15 protein-coding genes are annotated in these 15,613 nt (G+C 38.7%); 13 read left to right on the top strand and 2 right to left on the bottom strand.

Features of this window, described 5'->3' with window-relative positions; all coding sequences use genetic code 11:
- The 3 genes from E5355_RS17990 to E5355_RS17980 all read left to right on the top strand — a co-directional run.
- Window positions 1-281, top strand: a 281-nt coding sequence (locus E5355_RS17990) for a tyrosine-type recombinase/integrase (protein WP_168354383.1), incomplete at its 5' end; no start/stop codon positions are given.
- Window positions 282-302: 21 nt separating this feature from the next.
- Window positions 303-1,514, top strand: coding sequence for a site-specific integrase (locus E5355_RS17985; protein ID WP_135959889.1), 1,212 nt, complete (start codon window positions 303-305; stop codon window positions 1,512-1,514).
- A gap of 28 nt (window positions 1,515-1,542) precedes the next feature.
- A complete protein-coding gene (locus tag E5355_RS17980; protein ID WP_135959888.1) occupies window positions 1,543-1,917 on the top strand; it encodes a hypothetical protein in 375 nt (124 codons plus the stop codon).
- A 225-nt stretch (window positions 1,918-2,142) separates the two neighbouring features.
- Here E5355_RS17980 and E5355_RS17975 read toward each other — a convergent pair whose 3' ends face one another.
- Window positions 2,143-2,448: a helix-turn-helix domain-containing protein gene (locus tag E5355_RS17975; protein WP_136011417.1), complete on the bottom strand. Its 306-nt coding sequence runs from the start codon at window positions 2,446-2,448 to the stop codon at window positions 2,143-2,145.
- A 39-nt stretch (window positions 2,449-2,487) separates the two neighbouring features.
- Window positions 2,488-2,799, bottom strand: coding sequence for a helix-turn-helix domain-containing protein (locus E5355_RS17970; protein ID WP_074559344.1), 312 nt, complete (start codon window positions 2,797-2,799; stop codon window positions 2,488-2,490).
- Between the two features lie 453 nt (window positions 2,800-3,252).
- On the opposite strand from E5355_RS17970, the gene E5355_RS17965 reads away from it, so the two are divergent.
- From E5355_RS17965 to E5355_RS17915, 10 genes are all read left to right on the top strand, one after another.
- A complete protein-coding gene (locus E5355_RS17965) occupies window positions 3,253-3,720 on the top strand; it encodes a DUF3408 domain-containing protein (RefSeq protein WP_135959886.1) in 468 nt (155 codons plus the stop codon).
- 280 nt (window positions 3,721-4,000) lie between these two features.
- Window positions 4,001-4,423, top strand: coding sequence for a conjugal transfer protein MobA (gene mobA / locus E5355_RS17955; RefSeq protein ID WP_136011415.1), 423 nt, complete (start codon window positions 4,001-4,003; stop codon window positions 4,421-4,423).
- A 1-nt stretch (window position 4,424) separates the two neighbouring features.
- Window positions 4,425-5,636, top strand: a complete 1,212-nt coding sequence (locus E5355_RS17950) for a tyrosine-type recombinase/integrase (RefSeq protein WP_136011414.1) — start codon at window positions 4,425-4,427, stop codon at window positions 5,634-5,636.
- 259 nt (window positions 5,637-5,895) lie between these two features.
- Complete coding sequence (locus tag E5355_RS17945) at window positions 5,896-7,083, top strand: hypothetical protein (RefSeq protein ID WP_011966150.1); 1,188 nt, start codon at window positions 5,896-5,898, stop codon at window positions 7,081-7,083.
- A 3-nt stretch (window positions 7,084-7,086) separates the two neighbouring features.
- The gene (locus tag E5355_RS17940) at window positions 7,087-7,545 is read left to right on the top strand and encodes a hypothetical protein (RefSeq protein WP_011966151.1); all 459 of its coding nucleotides are present in this window, start codon (window positions 7,087-7,089) and stop codon (window positions 7,543-7,545) included.
- Window positions 7,546-7,556: 11 nt separating this feature from the next.
- The gene (locus tag E5355_RS17935) at window positions 7,557-8,951 is read left to right on the top strand and encodes a hypothetical protein (RefSeq protein ID WP_136011413.1); all 1,395 of its coding nucleotides are present in this window, start codon (window positions 7,557-7,559) and stop codon (window positions 8,949-8,951) included.
- Window positions 8,952-8,958: 7 nt separating this feature from the next.
- The gene (locus E5355_RS17930; protein ID WP_136011412.1) at window positions 8,959-12,351 is read left to right on the top strand and encodes a cell division protein FtsA; all 3,393 of its coding nucleotides are present in this window, start codon (window positions 8,959-8,961) and stop codon (window positions 12,349-12,351) included.
- 6 nt (window positions 12,352-12,357) lie between these two features.
- Entirely contained in the window at window positions 12,358-13,281 is a 924-nt protein-coding gene (locus tag E5355_RS17925) for a hypothetical protein (protein WP_136011411.1), read from the top strand.
- Window positions 13,282-13,290: 9 nt separating this feature from the next.
- Window positions 13,291-14,919, top strand: coding sequence for a hypothetical protein (locus E5355_RS17920; protein ID WP_011966155.1), 1,629 nt, complete (start codon window positions 13,291-13,293; stop codon window positions 14,917-14,919).
- 2 nt (window positions 14,920-14,921) lie between these two features.
- Window positions 14,922-15,554 carry a membrane protein gene (locus E5355_RS17915; protein ID WP_011966156.1) on the top strand — a complete coding sequence of 211 codons (633 nt, stop codon included), beginning with the start codon at window positions 14,922-14,924 and terminating at the stop codon, window positions 15,552-15,554.
- The last annotated feature ends 59 nt before the right edge of the window (window positions 15,555-15,613 follow it).

The following is a 15,613-nucleotide window of genomic DNA, read 5'->3' as shown; positions in this document are numbered from 1 at the left end:
CGCTCTTCCCGGTAATCCACCACCCGAACATGAAACGGCACATGAAAGCGTTGGCGGCACTGGCAGGCATCAAGGATGATTTGTGCTATCATCAGGCGAGGCACAGCTTCGCCTCGCTGATTACGCTTGAAGCAGGTGTGCCGATAGAAACCATCAGTAGGATGCTGGGACATTCCGACATTTCTACAACACAGGTCTATGCCCGTGTCAGCCCGAAGAAACTTTTCGAGGACATGGACAAGTTCATAGAAGCCACCAAAGATTTTCAATTAGTTCTTTAATCCTTTAATACAGAAAACTATATGCGAAGCACATTTTCACTTTTACCCTACATTAACCGCAGCAAAGTAAAGGCTGACGGTACGACCGCCATACTCTGCCGCATAACCATTGACGGCAAACAGACTGCCATCAGTACAGGGATTTATTGCCGACCGGAAGAATGGAACAGCAAGAAAAACGAGATTAAATCCGTAAGGGAAAATAACCGCTTACGAGAATATTTACGACTGACAGAGGAAGCCTACAATGAGATACTGAAATCGCAAGGTGTGGTCAGTGCCGAGATTTTGAAGAACCACATATCCTTGAACAACATCCATCCGACCACTCTTCTACAGATGGGAGAATGGGAACGTGAGCGGTTGAAGAAGCATTCCGAAGAAATAGACTCGACTTCTTCCTATCGAAGTTCAATGTATTATCAGAAGTACCTGACGGATTTTCTTACGTCCATCGGTAAAAAGGACATTCCCCTTGAAGAAGTGACGGAGGATTTCGGCAAGTCCTACAAAGCCCACTTGAAGAAATGCAAGAACTTCGGGGCTTCCCAGACCAACCATTGCCTGCGTTGGCTGAACCGACTGTTGTACCTTGCAGTAGACAAGGAGATTCTCCGTGTAAATCCCTGTGAGGACTTGGAATATGAGACAAAGCCGGAAGCAAGGCACAGGTACATCAGCCGTGAGGAGTTCAAGAAGATACTTTCCACACCGATGTATGACAAGCGTATGGAACTGGCAAGACGGGCTTTCATATTTTCCACCCTGACGGGACTGGCGTATGTGGACATCAAACTTCTTCATCCCCACCATATCGGAACAAACGCTGATGGCAGACGGTACATCCGCATCAACCGAAAAAAGACAAAGGTGGAGGCATTCATACCCTTACATCCCATAGCGGAGCGGATATTGTCGCTGTATAACACGACCGATGACGAGAAGCCCGTGTTTCCTCTTCCCAACCGTGATGCCCTATGGTTTGAGGTTCACGAGTTGGGAATAACCATAGGGAAAGAGGAAAACTTGACCTATCACCAAAGTCGGCACAGTTTCGGAACATTTTTGATTTCGGCAGATATACCCATTGAGAGTATCGCCAAGATGATGGGACACTCCAATATCAGGACGACACAGGGATATGCACGGATAACCGATGATAAAATTTCCAAAGATATGGACAAACTGATGGAGCGAAGAAAGGAAATATCGTCTGGCGAAAAGAAGAAATAGCAAATAATCATCATAAAATAAAGGGATTATGAGCAGAGGCATAATAACAATCAGTGAAATGGGTGCAGTCACTATGCCGACCGCACCCGTATGGATGATGCAATTTGAGATTGCCGACCTGTTCGGGGTGTTCTCATGCAATGTCCGCAAGGCAATACGGGCAATCTATAAGAACAATGAACTGAATGAAGCCGATACGATGCGATATATCAGGCAACCGGATGGTATCAGTTATGACGTTTACAACCTTGAACTGGTTATAGCCATTGCATTCAGGATATGCAGTAAAGAAAGTGCTTTGTTCAGACGGTTTATAATAAATGAAATCAGCACTACCAAAAGAGAAACACCTGTTACGTTGTTTGTTTCCTGTGGCAGGAGTAATAACCGATGGTATAGTTGAGGTTCATCCCGTCAGTAACTTGTTTCCGTTGCCACACGTTTGAAAGGCATCCGACAACGAAAAACAAGCAACTGATGGGTAATTATAAGAGCAGAAAAGGAACGGCTTACGGATGAAGTGTCAATACTGCGCTTCGTCTGTAAGCCGTTCCTTTTTTCTTTTTGTCGAAAGTCTATTGCTGCCGCAATACAGGGCATACGGCAAACTGCACTCCTTTAAGAAAAATCAAGTTATCCTTTGTCGGTAGGCGGAGCGGTAGCCGTCATTCAGCATCCGTTCGATGTCGGATTCACGGTAGAGGATTTTACCGCCCAACTGGATATAGGCGATACGCCCTTCATTGCGGTAGTCCTGAAGTGTCCAGCGGCTCACCTTCAGCCGTGCCGACACCTCCTTGTCAGTGAAGAAACGCTCACCGCCCAATGTCGGGCGGTAATTGGCGGTCAGGTGCTCTACATTATCAAGCAGTCGGTCAAGACTGCCCATAAAGTGGATTATCCACTTGTTGTCCTTGTTAATCAACTCATTCATATTACTCTGGATTTAGTGGGTGTTGTCATTATATTTAATTCATATAGTCTTTCCTTTGAACTTCGCTTCCTTTCTTCTATCCTCCACAACGGAGACAATGAGCTCCACGTCTTCGGGACGGTAATACGTCTTGTGGTTTATCTGTGAATAAGCCAGCGTGCCGTTATCCCGAAGCGTCTGTAACGTGCGAGGGCTGATGTTGAGCATACGGCACACGTCCTGATTATCCATCCATTCGCTCATTTTCTTTTCCCCGTGCCGATGGCAGATGGCATCCATACGGCTGACGAAACGGTCGAACTTGGCGACCATTGCCTCAAAGGTCTTTCTTTCGATTGATACAATTTCCATATTGCCTTTCTTTTAATTGTTACTGTTTCTTTTGCCACAAAGAAATACATTATCCGCTGTCATGCAATGGATTTTCAAAAAGTGGCAGCGTGTTGCGCCGATACGGTAGTCATTGTCCGGGGTACTGCTTGCCGGTTATCTGTGAGCAAGCCGGTGGAATACGATTTCCGTTCAGCCTTTAATTCCCTTTTTTTATAAAGAAGCCACAGCCAAAATAAGGGCTTAATTTAAAATTGTCCCCAATCGTACCTTTGTACTTTCAGCTATTCATATCTGGCAAATCGGTGAAGTCCGCACCGATTTGTCAGTCCCCATAAAGCAAAACCGTACAAAAATGACTAAGAAAATCCAAGTGCTTGACTGACTGTATTAAAGCACCTTACTTCGCTCCCGATAATCGGTCGAGGTATAGACCAAGACCACATTCAATAACTTAATTAATTTGTTTTTACAATGAAAAAAGAACCAAACATTACAGAGCGTCAAGCTCGTGAAATCGTGGAAAAAATGGGGCGCAGGGAACCCTACACCTCCAAGTCGATAGACGACTTCTACAGGAGTATCGGTCTGGAACCGGAGGAGCCGGAACAGCCCGGCAAGACCGTCACGGAAGAAGCAGAAATTCATATGGCAGAAGAACCGTCAGGAGTGGCGAGCGGAGAAGCGGCAATGCCGCAGAAGCGTATCAGTGGCAAACAGCGCAGGCTGTCTTTGGATGAGTACCGCACCACCTATCTCAAAGTTCCCAAAATTATCAACCGCAAGCCCGTGTTCGTCAGTGAGACGGTGCGTGACGAGTTGGACAGGGTTGTCCGCTACCTCGGAGGGAAGGGCATGAGCGCATCCGGACTTATCGAGAACCTTGTCCGCCTGCACCTCGATGCCTACCGGAATGACATCGAGCAATGGCGCAAACTCTGACGGGATTACGGTGGAACAGGTTGAGCCGTTGGATGTACTCCATCGGTTCGACCGATACACAAAGTGAGTTATTACACTCGGAAATCAATCCGACAGGCGGAGGATTTTTGTGTCCTCAAAGACACAGCAAGGTATATTTTCAGTTACCCGAATGCTTCCGAGTAACTGAAAATCCCAGCACCGCCGTGGGCAGAATTATCCTCCGCAGTCGGATAATTTCGGGGTTCCTTAATCAAAGATTAAACAATGGACAAGCCATAAAATTGAAAGAATAAGCAGAATGAAAAAGAAGAGCAAGTACGGGAGAAATCCCAAATTAAATCCGAAGACGCACTGCGTGATGGTGCGCTTCGATGATGAGGAATGGAACAAGTTCCTCACGATGTACGAGGAATCAGAGGTGTACGCAAAAGCTGTCTTTCTGAAGGCGCACTTCTTCGGGCAGAAGTTCAAGGTGTTGAAGGTAGACAAGGCAATGGTGGACTACACAACCAAGCTGTCCGATTTCCACGCCCAGTTCCGTGCCATCGGCACGAATTATAATCAAGCCGTAAAAGAGCTGCATTGTCATTTTTCTGAGAAGAAAGCGATGGCTTTGCTTTATAAGTTGGAAAGATGTACCATTGAACTTGTGAAGTTAAGTCGGAAGATTATAGAACTTTCAAGGAATATGGAGAAGTGTTACCAATCAAAATCCGACTGATATGGCATCGGTAAAAGTCAAGTTTCGCCCTTCTACCATAGTCGGCAAGGAGGGTACACTTTACTATCAGGTGATTCACAACCGCGTGGTCAGACAGATATATACCGACTATAAGCTTTTCGCTTCGGAATGGGATATACATTCCGAAGCGGTTGCCATCATGCATTGTACTCCGAACGAACAAGAGCGAAACAACTATCTGCTTTCGATAGGTTCCCGTATCAGATGGGACAAGGAGAGGTTGAATAAGATTATACACACGTTATCTCAATCCGGCACATTCGTAACGGATGATGTAGTCATGCGCTTTCATGAAAACAGGCAAGAACTGTCATTCAATGCTTACATCAGCCAGCAGGTAGCGAGACTGAAACGTTTAGGGAAGATACGCACCTCGGAGACTTATACAGCCGCACTCAGAAGTTTCAGCAGTTTTATGAATGACACAGAGGTTTTATTTGACCAACTTAATGCGGATTTGTTTGCGGAGTACGAGGCTTATTTGAAAGGCAGGGGAAATACGCCCAACACCATATCATTCTATATGCGAATTCTGAAAGCCGTCTATAACCGTGCGGTGGAAAATGGACTGACGGAGCAACGGCATCCGTTCAAGTCTGTCTACACGGGAGTGGAGAAAACCATGAAGCGAGCCTTATCACTCAATGACATCAGACGTATCAAAGGACTGGACTTGTCATTGAAGCCCAATCTTGACTATGCCTGCGATATGTTCCTGTTCTGTTTCTATACAAGGGGAATGTCGTTCATTGACATGGCTTATCTGAGAAAGAAAGACTTGCTGAATGGCACTCTTTCCTATCGTAGACGCAAGACAGGACAACAACTGTTCATCAAATGGGAAAAATGTATGCAGGAGATTGTTGATAAATATCCAATAAACGAAACGGAATACCTCTTGCCTATCATTACAAAACATGATGAAGATTATCGGAAACAATACACCAACGAACTTCATCGGGTAAACCATCTGTTGAAGAAAATCGGGAAACTGCTGGATTTGCCAATACCCTTGACGATGTATGTCGGTCGGCATTCATGGGCAAGTATTGCCAAGAGCCGTAATGTGCCTGTCTCTGTCATCAGCGAAGGTATGGGGCATGATTCTGAGAACACTACGCAGATTTATCTTGCATCGTTGGATACCACCGTGGTAGATAAAGCCAATAAGAAAATACTGGATCTGCTGTGAGGCAGTGGATGTTTAGCGAATCTGTCCAACGCTTGCCAAGAGACGGATATTACAATGCAAAGTTACGCAAAATAATGATTTTTAAGTTATAAAACGCTGAAAATCTTATCTATTATGTTCTTTTTGTTTTGCGAAAAATATCAGATGTTTTGCGAAGTTATCTTTGCAAAAGTAAAATATTACTCATTATCAACGAGATAAAGATGCTTATCCGTCTCTTGGCAAGAGACTATATATAAACTTTATATAATTACATTAAATGAACAACAAAATATTTGCAATCACTGCTATAAGTACTCTTATACTACTGCTTAGTTGTAGTGGAGATGAAATTATAGTCAATTCGGATAATAATCCAAATCAAATTAGTGATATAAAACCTATACTCAAGGTTTATATTGAAAACTCTGGAAGTATGGATGGTTATATGTGCGATGGGTCTCAATTGAAAGATGCCATTTTTGATTATGTAAGTGATTTGAGCACTTGTGTAGATACGACTCAATTATATTATATAAACAATCGTGTTATACCATATCATGCTGATTTGGAGCAATATATTAAGACAATGAATCCAATAACATTCCAAAAGGCTGGTGGCAACCGATCCAATTCGGATTTAAGTAAAATGTTAAGTACAGTATTGGACGCGATGACTGATTCTACAGTGAGTATATTTGTGTCGGATTGCATCTTAGATCTTCCTGTCTCTGATGCACAGAGATTTCTAAGTACTTGTCAAATATCAATTAAGAATACTATAAATAAAGGCAGAAAAAATATTCCTCTTCTTGGCGTTGAAATATTGAAGATGAAATCTGATTTTAATGGTAAGTATTTTTATCAGAATGGAGGAAGTGAAGTTCTGACCAACGTAAAAAGACCATATTATATTTGGATTTTTGGTAATAGCAACGTACTGGCTAAATTAAATACGGAAGTACTTTTCAAGGGATTGGAAAAATATGGATATGATAATATTATCTCATATTGCCCAAAAACCTCTATACCATATGATATAACAAACAGAGCTTTAATAAGCAAGACAATTAATCCCATCAAAGGTGATTATAATGCAACTATTCGTGCCGACTTTTGTACAACATTACAATCAGAAGATGTTCTGCTGAATCTTGATAATTATTCTTTTAATAATCAGAACCTCATAATAGAAAATATTAAACCGATAATAGCGACTGAGAGAGAATATTCTCATTTTATTAATATTACAATACCCAAAGGAGTAAATATTGCAGAAGATTACTTGATACTGAAGGCTCCGAATATGCCAAGTTGGGTTCTTGAATCGAACGATGAATCTGGGGAAAATGTAAAGGGTAATCTCGATAAAACGACAGGTATAAAATATTTAATCGGAGGAGTCTCTGATGCTTATAAAAAAGATAATGTATTAACTACGCTTAAATTCACTGTTAAACGAAAATAAATTATGGGCGAATTATTTGGAAGTATTTATTGCTGGTTTGAAGAATTCTTTGGAATAGAACTAGCGAACTATCTTTGGGGACAGTCCTCTCCATTATCTCAGACTAACTCTTATATAGGAATTGGTTGGACAATGCTTGGCATAAGCTTGGCAATAGTTTTAATATTTTATTATGCAATCAATCACCCTCGCTTGAACCATTGGTGGGGATGGGGGATTTTCCTTATGGTAAATGCTCTAATAAACTTTATTGTGGGCTGGCAATTGGTGCTTAAAGACTATTATGGAGGAAAGATGGTAACAATTGATCCAGCAACAGATTTACAAATTCCTCTCAATATTGGTGGAGCAGAGATAATTTGTTTTGGAGTTTCCAATATGTTTCTCTCTGTCTTAGCTTTTATAGTTTTCACATTTATATTCAAATGGTGGAGTCCCAACTGCTCTGGTGCACCATTCTAATCGTAGAAGTTATGTCTAAAATATTTGTTTTCGGAATAGGGGGGACGGGTTCAAGAATCCTTCGCTCTCTTGCCATGATGTTAGCCTCTGGAGTAAAGTTCGGAGCCAATGAAATTGTACCCATAATAATTGACCCAGATGTTGCAAACGCAGACCTTACTAGAACTGTATCATTATTAAATAATTATACTGCAATCAGAGAAAAATTGCAATTTAGTAACGACAATAGAAGTAGGTTCTTTCATACTGAAATAGAAAGAATTTTACCTAATTACACTCTCCGTATTAACGACACCGATGATAAGTCGTTTCAACAGTTTATCGAATACGCCTCAATGTCAAAGCCTAATAAAGCAATGACCAAGATGCTGTTTTCAGACAAAAATCTTGAATCATCAATGGAAGTGGGATTCAAAGGTAATCCTAATATTGGGAGTGTGGTGTTAAATCAAATAGCCCATTCAGCAGATTTTAATGATTTCGCTAATTCTTTTAGCGACGGAGATAGGATATTCATCATAAGTTCTATCTTTGGAGGAACTGGTGCGAGCGGATTTCCATTACTTTTAAAAACACTACGTGAGGGGAAACATTTTCCCAATTATGACCTCATCAACAAAGCCACAATAGGTGCTGTAACTATACTTCCATATTTTAAGCTAAAGCCGAATGATGAAAGTGAAATAGATTCGTCAACCTTTATTTCTAAAACAAAGTCAGCATTAGCGTATTACGAGAATAACATAAGTAAAAATGGAAGTATTGATGCTTTATATTATCTTGCTGACGATGTGGTAAATACATACGATAATCACGAAGGAGGTTCAGCCCAACAAAACGCAGCTCACTTAATCGAATTTTTGGGAGCTACGGCTATCGTTGATTTCTCTAAATCAAAGTTTGATACCCCGGCAAATATGGAACTTGGGATAAAAGAGACATCTGGAGCTGTATCATTTGATTCATTCTATCGTAAGATGTATGAAATGCTTTACTACCCGTTGGTTCAATTTACGATGACAGCTAATGCGTTGACTCAGAAACTTGATGTTTATCGTTCTAGTGGTTTTAACGCAAATAAGGGTAATTTTGAGAACTTTTATTCTGGAGTTTTTTTCAGTGACTTAGCGACATTTTTGAAAAAGTATCAGGAATGGTTAAGGGAGATGAAAGATAATAAGCGTTCTCTTGATTTGTTCAATCTTGCTTGTGGAAATAAGCCTTTTGACTTAGTAACAGGTGTAAAACCTAAGCGGATTTTTAGCAAATTTTCAGATTACAACTTGATGACAGACCGCTTAAATAGTGCTGTAAAAAATTGCAAGAGTAAAGGTGTTGAAGATAAGTTTCTTGAAATGTTCTTTCTCGGAACGGAAAAACTTGTATCAGAAAAATTAAGTAACTAATTTCACTATGTCAAAAGTATTCAGATTATATAAAGAGGGAACAACAACTTATGAAGACTGGAACAATAGTCCTGCGTTCCCATATAATTCAGCAAGTCGTGATACCATTGAGGATCCTGATGGAGCATCAGCCTGCCATGAAATAACTTCAATACCATCTCCATTCGCTCGGATTGATTTGATAAAAGCCGCCTTTAAGGAAGTTTGTAAATCAGGGAAAAATAATTTGTCCAATCTTGATGGCAATACCATTTTTCATAAGATGGTTTCTGATACTCTTGATGTTGCGGAAATATTTTTCAATATCGATAAATTCAATGGTAAAGTAGAAATCATTAAATGGGATTGGTCAATTATGCTTACTGAACTTGACCAATCTGGCATTTCTGGTCATCGTTATTTTGCAGATGCACTCCGTAAGTATATGTCCTCAGACTCCAAAACGTACAACTTCGAAGCACTGAGAAACATATATTTATTAAATTATGTAGAAGGGCCAGATGAATTAAATATTATCGGTGCTACATCACCAGCTACGTTATTTTTTAGCAATGCCAATGATTTAGGATATGTTAATGATATATTCTTTGGAGAGGATAAACCATTTGATTCTAACTACCAACCATTGTACAGACGAGATTTTGAATTTGTTAAATATTTCTTTGCGTTAAGAAAGAACATACCCAATTTTGCAGGATTGTTCCCTGAATTTGACACCTATCTCACAAAAACATTTTCAGCAATCACAGACCAAAGAAAGAAGAACGAGTTACTTTCTATAACATCAACTGTACTTGATCAGTTGTCTTCAATCTCTGTCGTTGATGTACAACAAAATGACATTGTAGAAGTTTTGGGCTATCCACTATACAAAAAGACTTCTCGCCCTGTAACGACAACTAGTGATTTTACCATAAAAACCACGAAAGAATGTGAGTTCTCTCCATTAGTTCTCCCAATAGAGGCGGGAAACCGCTATGGCGACCTTCAGTATACCACAAGCAAATGGGGTAAGACTAATGTTGCTCCGTATATTGATTCGGAATTGGATTTAATGAAAAGAACACTTCCGTTTGATGGTTCTCTTAATCCATATCTGACAATTAGTGACTTATTGGAAGATACAATTATTCGAGTTCCTCATAGTCTGAATGTTGAAAATTATTTTGATGGAAATTTGAAACTAGAAGAAAAAGAATTGTCATATCTGCTTCCTTTAAAACCTCTGTTGTTTGAATATTTCACCCCGGAAGAGATAAGAGGAAATATGATGGATGGAAAACCAATGTTTGAGATGCAAACACTTGCAGGTAATTCAGGTGTAAAGGTTACACTCCGTGTACCCATTAAAGGAGCTGGAAATATCAGATACGTTGAATACATACGGCTTTACTATAATAATAGATGTGCAGATGTACAGAATAATGAGGGTGGAATGACTGAATTTAAGTTCACAGGATTCATTATGCCGCAAGTTAGATTCAACAATGAACAGGACGCTATTTATACTGTATCATGTGTTCAGTCTGCAACAGGAAGAAACGAATTCCGTTTTTTTAGTGATGGTGAAAAAATCCTACCAAAAAGCTGCACTTGTCGTAATGAAGACCAACAGATTATGGTTAAGGCTGATAATTATTTGTTGGAAAAAAGGAATTTTGATTTCGTTCAAGTTCGTAACACACATGGATATTGTGGTATTTTGCTGCCGATTTTCAAACAGCAAAGGAATGTTGAACGGTTTGAGTTCGCTATAGATTTAGGTACATCTAATACCCACATAGAGCTCCGCAAAGGAAATGAAAAACCAGAGGTTTTTACTTTCACGGCTAAGGATAGACAGTTATGTGAGATGTTCATCCCTATAAAGAATGAATATGGTTCAATTGAAGATTTGATTGAAGAAACCGAACTTATAGAGAAAGATTTTATTCCTTCAGAAATCGGCTTGTCCGATTTTCATTTTCCAACTCGGACTGTGCTTTCCTGCGCAAAGACAATAGATTGGACAAATGTAGTCGAACCATTTACGCTTGTGAATCTTCCATTTACTTATGATAAGCGCAGTGAGTTGTCTTACAACAATTTCAGATGTAACATCAAATGGGGTAATGGTGATGATCTTTGTGTGATGGAGTCGTATGTCAGATGCCTTATGCTTATCATTAGGAATAAGGTCCTTCTTAATAATGGCGATTTGCAGCATACTAAAATCACATGGTTTTATCCTATAAGTATGGCACCTAAGCGATTGCGTAGATTGAAATCTATATGGGATGATGCTTACCAAAAATATTTTGGAAATGGTGTTACTGGATATATGACGGAATCTTCCGCACCAATTCAATATTTCTTCAAGAGATATTCAACGGCTACGGATTTAATCAATGTTGACATTGGTGGAGGCACTACTGATATTGCGTTTGCGAAAGATAAGAATATAAGTCATGTGACATCATTTCGGTTTGCATCAAATACTCTGTTTGAAAATTCATTTTCAGAACTTGATGAAGATAACGGTATAGTTGACTGGCATAAGAATGAAATTCTGAAACTTCTTGAAGAGAAGAATTTAATGGATCTTATTCGCGTGTTCAATAGCCCGAATAACACCAAACCTGCTAATATGGCATCATTCCTATTCGGTCTTAAAGACAACACTATTCCCCAAAGAGCCGGAGTTAATGTCAAAGCTATTGATTTTAATTATATACTCCAAGAAGATGAAGATTTTAAGATTGTATTTATTATTTTCTATACGGCAATAGTATATCACATAGCGCAAATTGTTAAGTCACTTAACCTTGAAGTTCCTCGTCATATCTCTTTTAGTGGCAATGGCAGCAAGGTAATACGTGTTATTACAACCGACTCCAAATTACTCGCGCGATATACCAAAATGGTATTTGAAAAACTGCTCGGAAAACCGTATGGTAAGGAATTGGATTTGCTGGGTCTTGAAAAAGACTCTAACCCTAAAGAATCAACTTGTAAGGGTGGCATTATCGGTACGGAAGATGAAGACAACAGAGATAAGACTATTGTTTTCAAGAGTGATTGTACAGGATTAGTGACACCAAAAGATACCTATGCCAACATTAAAGATGATTACAAGAGGCGTACAGTTACCGCAGTTGAGGATTTCTTCAAGTTCGTACTTGTTGATATGAATTCTGCATTCAATTTTGATAAAAATTTCGGAGTTAAACCATCATCTATTCGTATCGCACAAGAAATGGCAAAGAAAGATCTTCTCACGTTCCTTGAAAAAGGAATAAGTCAGCGTTGTGAAGAAACTGAGGCGGAAGATATGATAGAGGAAACATTCTTCTATTATCCCATAAAAGGGGTGTTAAATGCAATTTCAGCAGAAATATATAACGAATTACAACAATCATAAGAGCACATGAAACAAATTATAATCTCATTACTCACATTAGCCTTGGCGGACATCTGCTTGTGTAGTTGTGGCAATGATGTGGCTGCCAACACTTCTCTGGAAGAGAAGCATAAAAAGAGTTCCATAACGCAATCTGATGAGAAGCATAAAAAAGCGATAACTGATTCTATCAACAATCTACGAGAAAAAATAATGGATTTAACCGAAAAATATGAAAAGGTTTATCAGGAATTAAGCGAAGTAAAAATGGACAATAAGAAAATCAATGATGAAAAAGCAACGAATAAATGGTATATTCTTATTGGTGGAGGTATTGGATTGCTTGGTTTGATAGTATCAATTTTTGCATTTGGAAAAACAGGGAAATGTAATAATAGATTAAGTCGTCATCGTGAAGAAATCGAATCACTGAGACAGCTATTAAATGAGCGTCGATTTGAACCAAATGTTACTGGTACTAAACGTACAAATTATTCAGCCTCGTCATCGATACCCAATAATGAAATCTCTGATTTGTCTCGAAAAATACAACATTTAGAGAATGAACTTTCAAAAATACAAAAGACTACTCTTGTTCATGGAACACCGACTCCATCTACAATTACCCCACCGATAAAACCAACTAGAATAGGTTACTTTGGAACAGCTATAAGTGGTGAAAACGGCACAGGGTATTTTAAAAAAGTACTTGAATCAAAAGATAGTGATGCAAGATTTTCAGCACAAATTATTGATGGTTCAGCTAATTTTGAGCCTATAGCATCTCTTTCCTCTATCAAATCCAGCGACTATATGGACTTGGCTGTAGAATTTGAAGGGGTATCTAAAAATGAGGCAACTGATATGTCCGTTCATTACAAAGGACTGGCTCAACAAATAGGAGATAAATGGATTATTGTAAAAAAAGCAGTTATAACTTTAAAAAAATAATCAACTATTATGCATTCAATAGTACCTATAATAATTATTATTATCATATTTATGCAATTGTTTTTCTTTGTGAAGAACTTTTTGCGTATGCGCCAATTCAGTAACATCTTTACTGGTACAACTTCATGGCGAATAAGACGTAATGCAGAAACCTCTCTTGTGGATGGCATATATGGGGATGGTAACAAAATATTTATCGGCATTATTACATCCATCAATAAATATCTTGGAAATAACTCCGGTTCAGTTATTGATTTTGGTCTTCTGAAAGATGCGGTTGACCGTCACTGTGATTCTGTAGAAAATGACATAGCTACACAGACACCTATTCCACTTTATTGGGGATTGGCTGGTACAATGGCTGGTGTTATTATGGGATTGTGGGATTTGTTACAGTCTAATGCAATAATGACTCTTATGAGCAGCGGTGGCGGAGTTATCGATAATGCTTCACAGAGTGCCGCTTCTGGAATTAATTCTCTTTTAAGTGGTGTCGCATGGGCAATGCTGGCTTCTATTTGTGGTATTCTGCTTACGACAGTCAATTCTCTTCTCTTCAAAAGATGCAAACTTAATGAGGAAGACGGGAAAAATTCTTTTTTTGCTTGGATGCAATCAGAACTTCTTCCTGAATTACCATCTGATACATCCGAGGCACTTAACAATCTCGTAAGAAATCTCAATAAATTCAACAATACATTCGCACAAAACACATCAAATCTTGGGAATACGCTAAATGCCGTTAATCAGTCCTATGCAATACAAGCGGATATAATAAAAGCGGTTCATGACATGGATGTTATGAAAATGGCAAAAGCTAATGTGCGTGTTCTTGAAGAATTACAACAATGCACAGACAAATTGGAAGTATTTAATCAATATCTCAATGATATTGAAGGATACACCGAAGCTATACATAGATTTGAATCATTGTATAATGAACAAGCAAATCGAATCCACATACTTGAAGAAATAAGAGATTTCTTTGGACGTCATAAAGGAGAAATAGCTAAAACAACAGCTGATGCAGACAGGACACTTCAAGAGTCTCTCCAAAATATAAAGGAATCTACATCATCAAATGTCGAAGAACTGCACAAAAGGTTTATTGAACAAAGTGAGTCATTCAAAGAAATTCTTAAATCTGAACGAGAGTCATTTGAACAATTTACAAATGATTTAAAGGCTCAATTTAGTGCCCAAATGACACAAATGCCACAATTGTCTGAACAATTGGAAGAAATTTCAGCAATTCCTGTCAGACTTGACAAGCTGATTGAAAAAATAGAAATGTCAAACATCCGTTTAGCGAATGACATATCCCAGTCTATCAAACAAACCTTGATGACCACAAAGGTAAATAAAATACTTGATACAAATGATAGTGTTCGTGTTGGCGATTCCATACCAGCGTGGATGAAAGTCTCAGGATGGGCTGCATTAGTAATCATTGCCATTACCTGCATTTTAAATATCGTGTTTATGTTTTTCCCCGTTAAAAAGGATAAGAGCCAGCCACAACAAATCCATATTCAGCCAACAGAGTTGCCGATGCAAATAGTTAATAAACAAGCAGAAAATACTACTGATGCGGTCTTAAATACAACAGATTCTATTAAAGATAATAATAAAAAGTAATTATGGCTCAGAAAAAGGAATCGTTTTTTTGGACAAGTTACTCAGACTTGATGACAAGTTTGTTTTTTGTCATGTTAGTATTATTCATTCTTGTAATTGTTCTTCTACATAAGCGTATGGAGGCAACAGAAGCTCAGTTACAAGAGATTAAAAAGGTTGAGCAATCAACAAAAGATTTAAGTCGAGATTATTTTCAATATCGTTCAGATTACAAAAAATATGTTCTAACAATTCAAGTTCGCTATCCTGCCGGAAAGTCTGACTTGAATGATATTGTATCTACGGATAAAGAAGCCCAATTACGTCAATTGGCTGCGGCAGGACGCGAAATACGAGATTTCTTAAAAAACCATAGTGAGAATCAATATATTCTTATAATAGAGGGGCAAGCGTCAAAAGACAACTTCCTTTATAATTATGAATTAAGTTACCAACGGGCATTAGCACTTATGCGTTTTTGGATTGAAGATTCACGTATTACATTTGGGAGTAATTGCGAAATTCTAATATCTGGCAGTGGAGATGGCAAACTTGATACTCATTCTATGCGAGAAACAAATGACGAAAGAGAGAATCAGCGTTTCCTTATTCATATATTGCCAAAAAACATTTTTGAAAACAATGAAAATAAATAATTTCATAATAAGTAACTAATCAAAATTAAGCAGCATAATGGCTAAAGTTAATATTCAGT

This window comes from Bacteroides muris (ex Afrizal et al. 2022) (assembly GCF_004793475.1).
GTDB lineage: Bacteria > Bacteroidota > Bacteroidia > Bacteroidales > Bacteroidaceae > Bacteroides > Bacteroides muris.
The sequence above is the reverse complement of the archived record's forward strand: the minus strand, read 5'-3'. Positions and strand labels throughout refer to the sequence as shown.

What these genes read in the sequence shown, in the direction of transcription:
- E5355_RS17930 (WP_136011412.1), top strand. Translation starts at nt 8,959, where the DNA reads ATGTCAAAAGTATTCAGATTATATAAAGAGGGAACAACAACTTATGAA.
- E5355_RS17980 (WP_135959888.1), top strand. Translation starts at nt 1,543, where the DNA reads ATGAGCAGAGGCATAATAACAATCAGTGAAATGGGTGCAGTCACTATG.
- E5355_RS17975 (WP_136011417.1), bottom strand. Translation starts at nt 2,448, where the DNA reads ATGAATGAGTTGATTAACAAGGACAACAAGTGGATAATCCACTTTATG.
- E5355_RS17985 (WP_135959889.1), top strand. Translation starts at nt 303, where the DNA reads ATGCGAAGCACATTTTCACTTTTACCCTACATTAACCGCAGCAAAGTA.
- E5355_RS17940 (WP_011966151.1), top strand. Translation starts at nt 7,087, where the DNA reads ATGGGCGAATTATTTGGAAGTATTTATTGCTGGTTTGAAGAATTCTTT.
- E5355_RS17915 (WP_011966156.1), top strand. Translation starts at nt 14,922, where the DNA reads ATGGCTCAGAAAAAGGAATCGTTTTTTTGGACAAGTTACTCAGACTTG.
- E5355_RS17925 (WP_136011411.1), top strand. Translation starts at nt 12,358, where the DNA reads ATGAAACAAATTATAATCTCATTACTCACATTAGCCTTGGCGGACATC.
- E5355_RS17965 (WP_135959886.1), top strand. Translation starts at nt 3,253, where the DNA reads ATGAAAAAAGAACCAAACATTACAGAGCGTCAAGCTCGTGAAATCGTG.
- E5355_RS17970 (WP_074559344.1), bottom strand. Translation starts at nt 2,799, where the DNA reads ATGGAAATTGTATCAATCGAAAGAAAGACCTTTGAGGCAATGGTCGCC.
- mobA (WP_136011415.1), top strand. Translation starts at nt 4,001, where the DNA reads ATGAAAAAGAAGAGCAAGTACGGGAGAAATCCCAAATTAAATCCGAAG.
- E5355_RS17950 (WP_136011414.1), top strand. Translation starts at nt 4,425, where the DNA reads ATGGCATCGGTAAAAGTCAAGTTTCGCCCTTCTACCATAGTCGGCAAG.
- E5355_RS17935 (WP_136011413.1), top strand. Translation starts at nt 7,557, where the DNA reads ATGTCTAAAATATTTGTTTTCGGAATAGGGGGGACGGGTTCAAGAATC.
- E5355_RS17945 (WP_011966150.1), top strand. Translation starts at nt 5,896, where the DNA reads ATGAACAACAAAATATTTGCAATCACTGCTATAAGTACTCTTATACTA.
- E5355_RS17920 (WP_011966155.1), top strand. Translation starts at nt 13,291, where the DNA reads ATGCATTCAATAGTACCTATAATAATTATTATTATCATATTTATGCAA.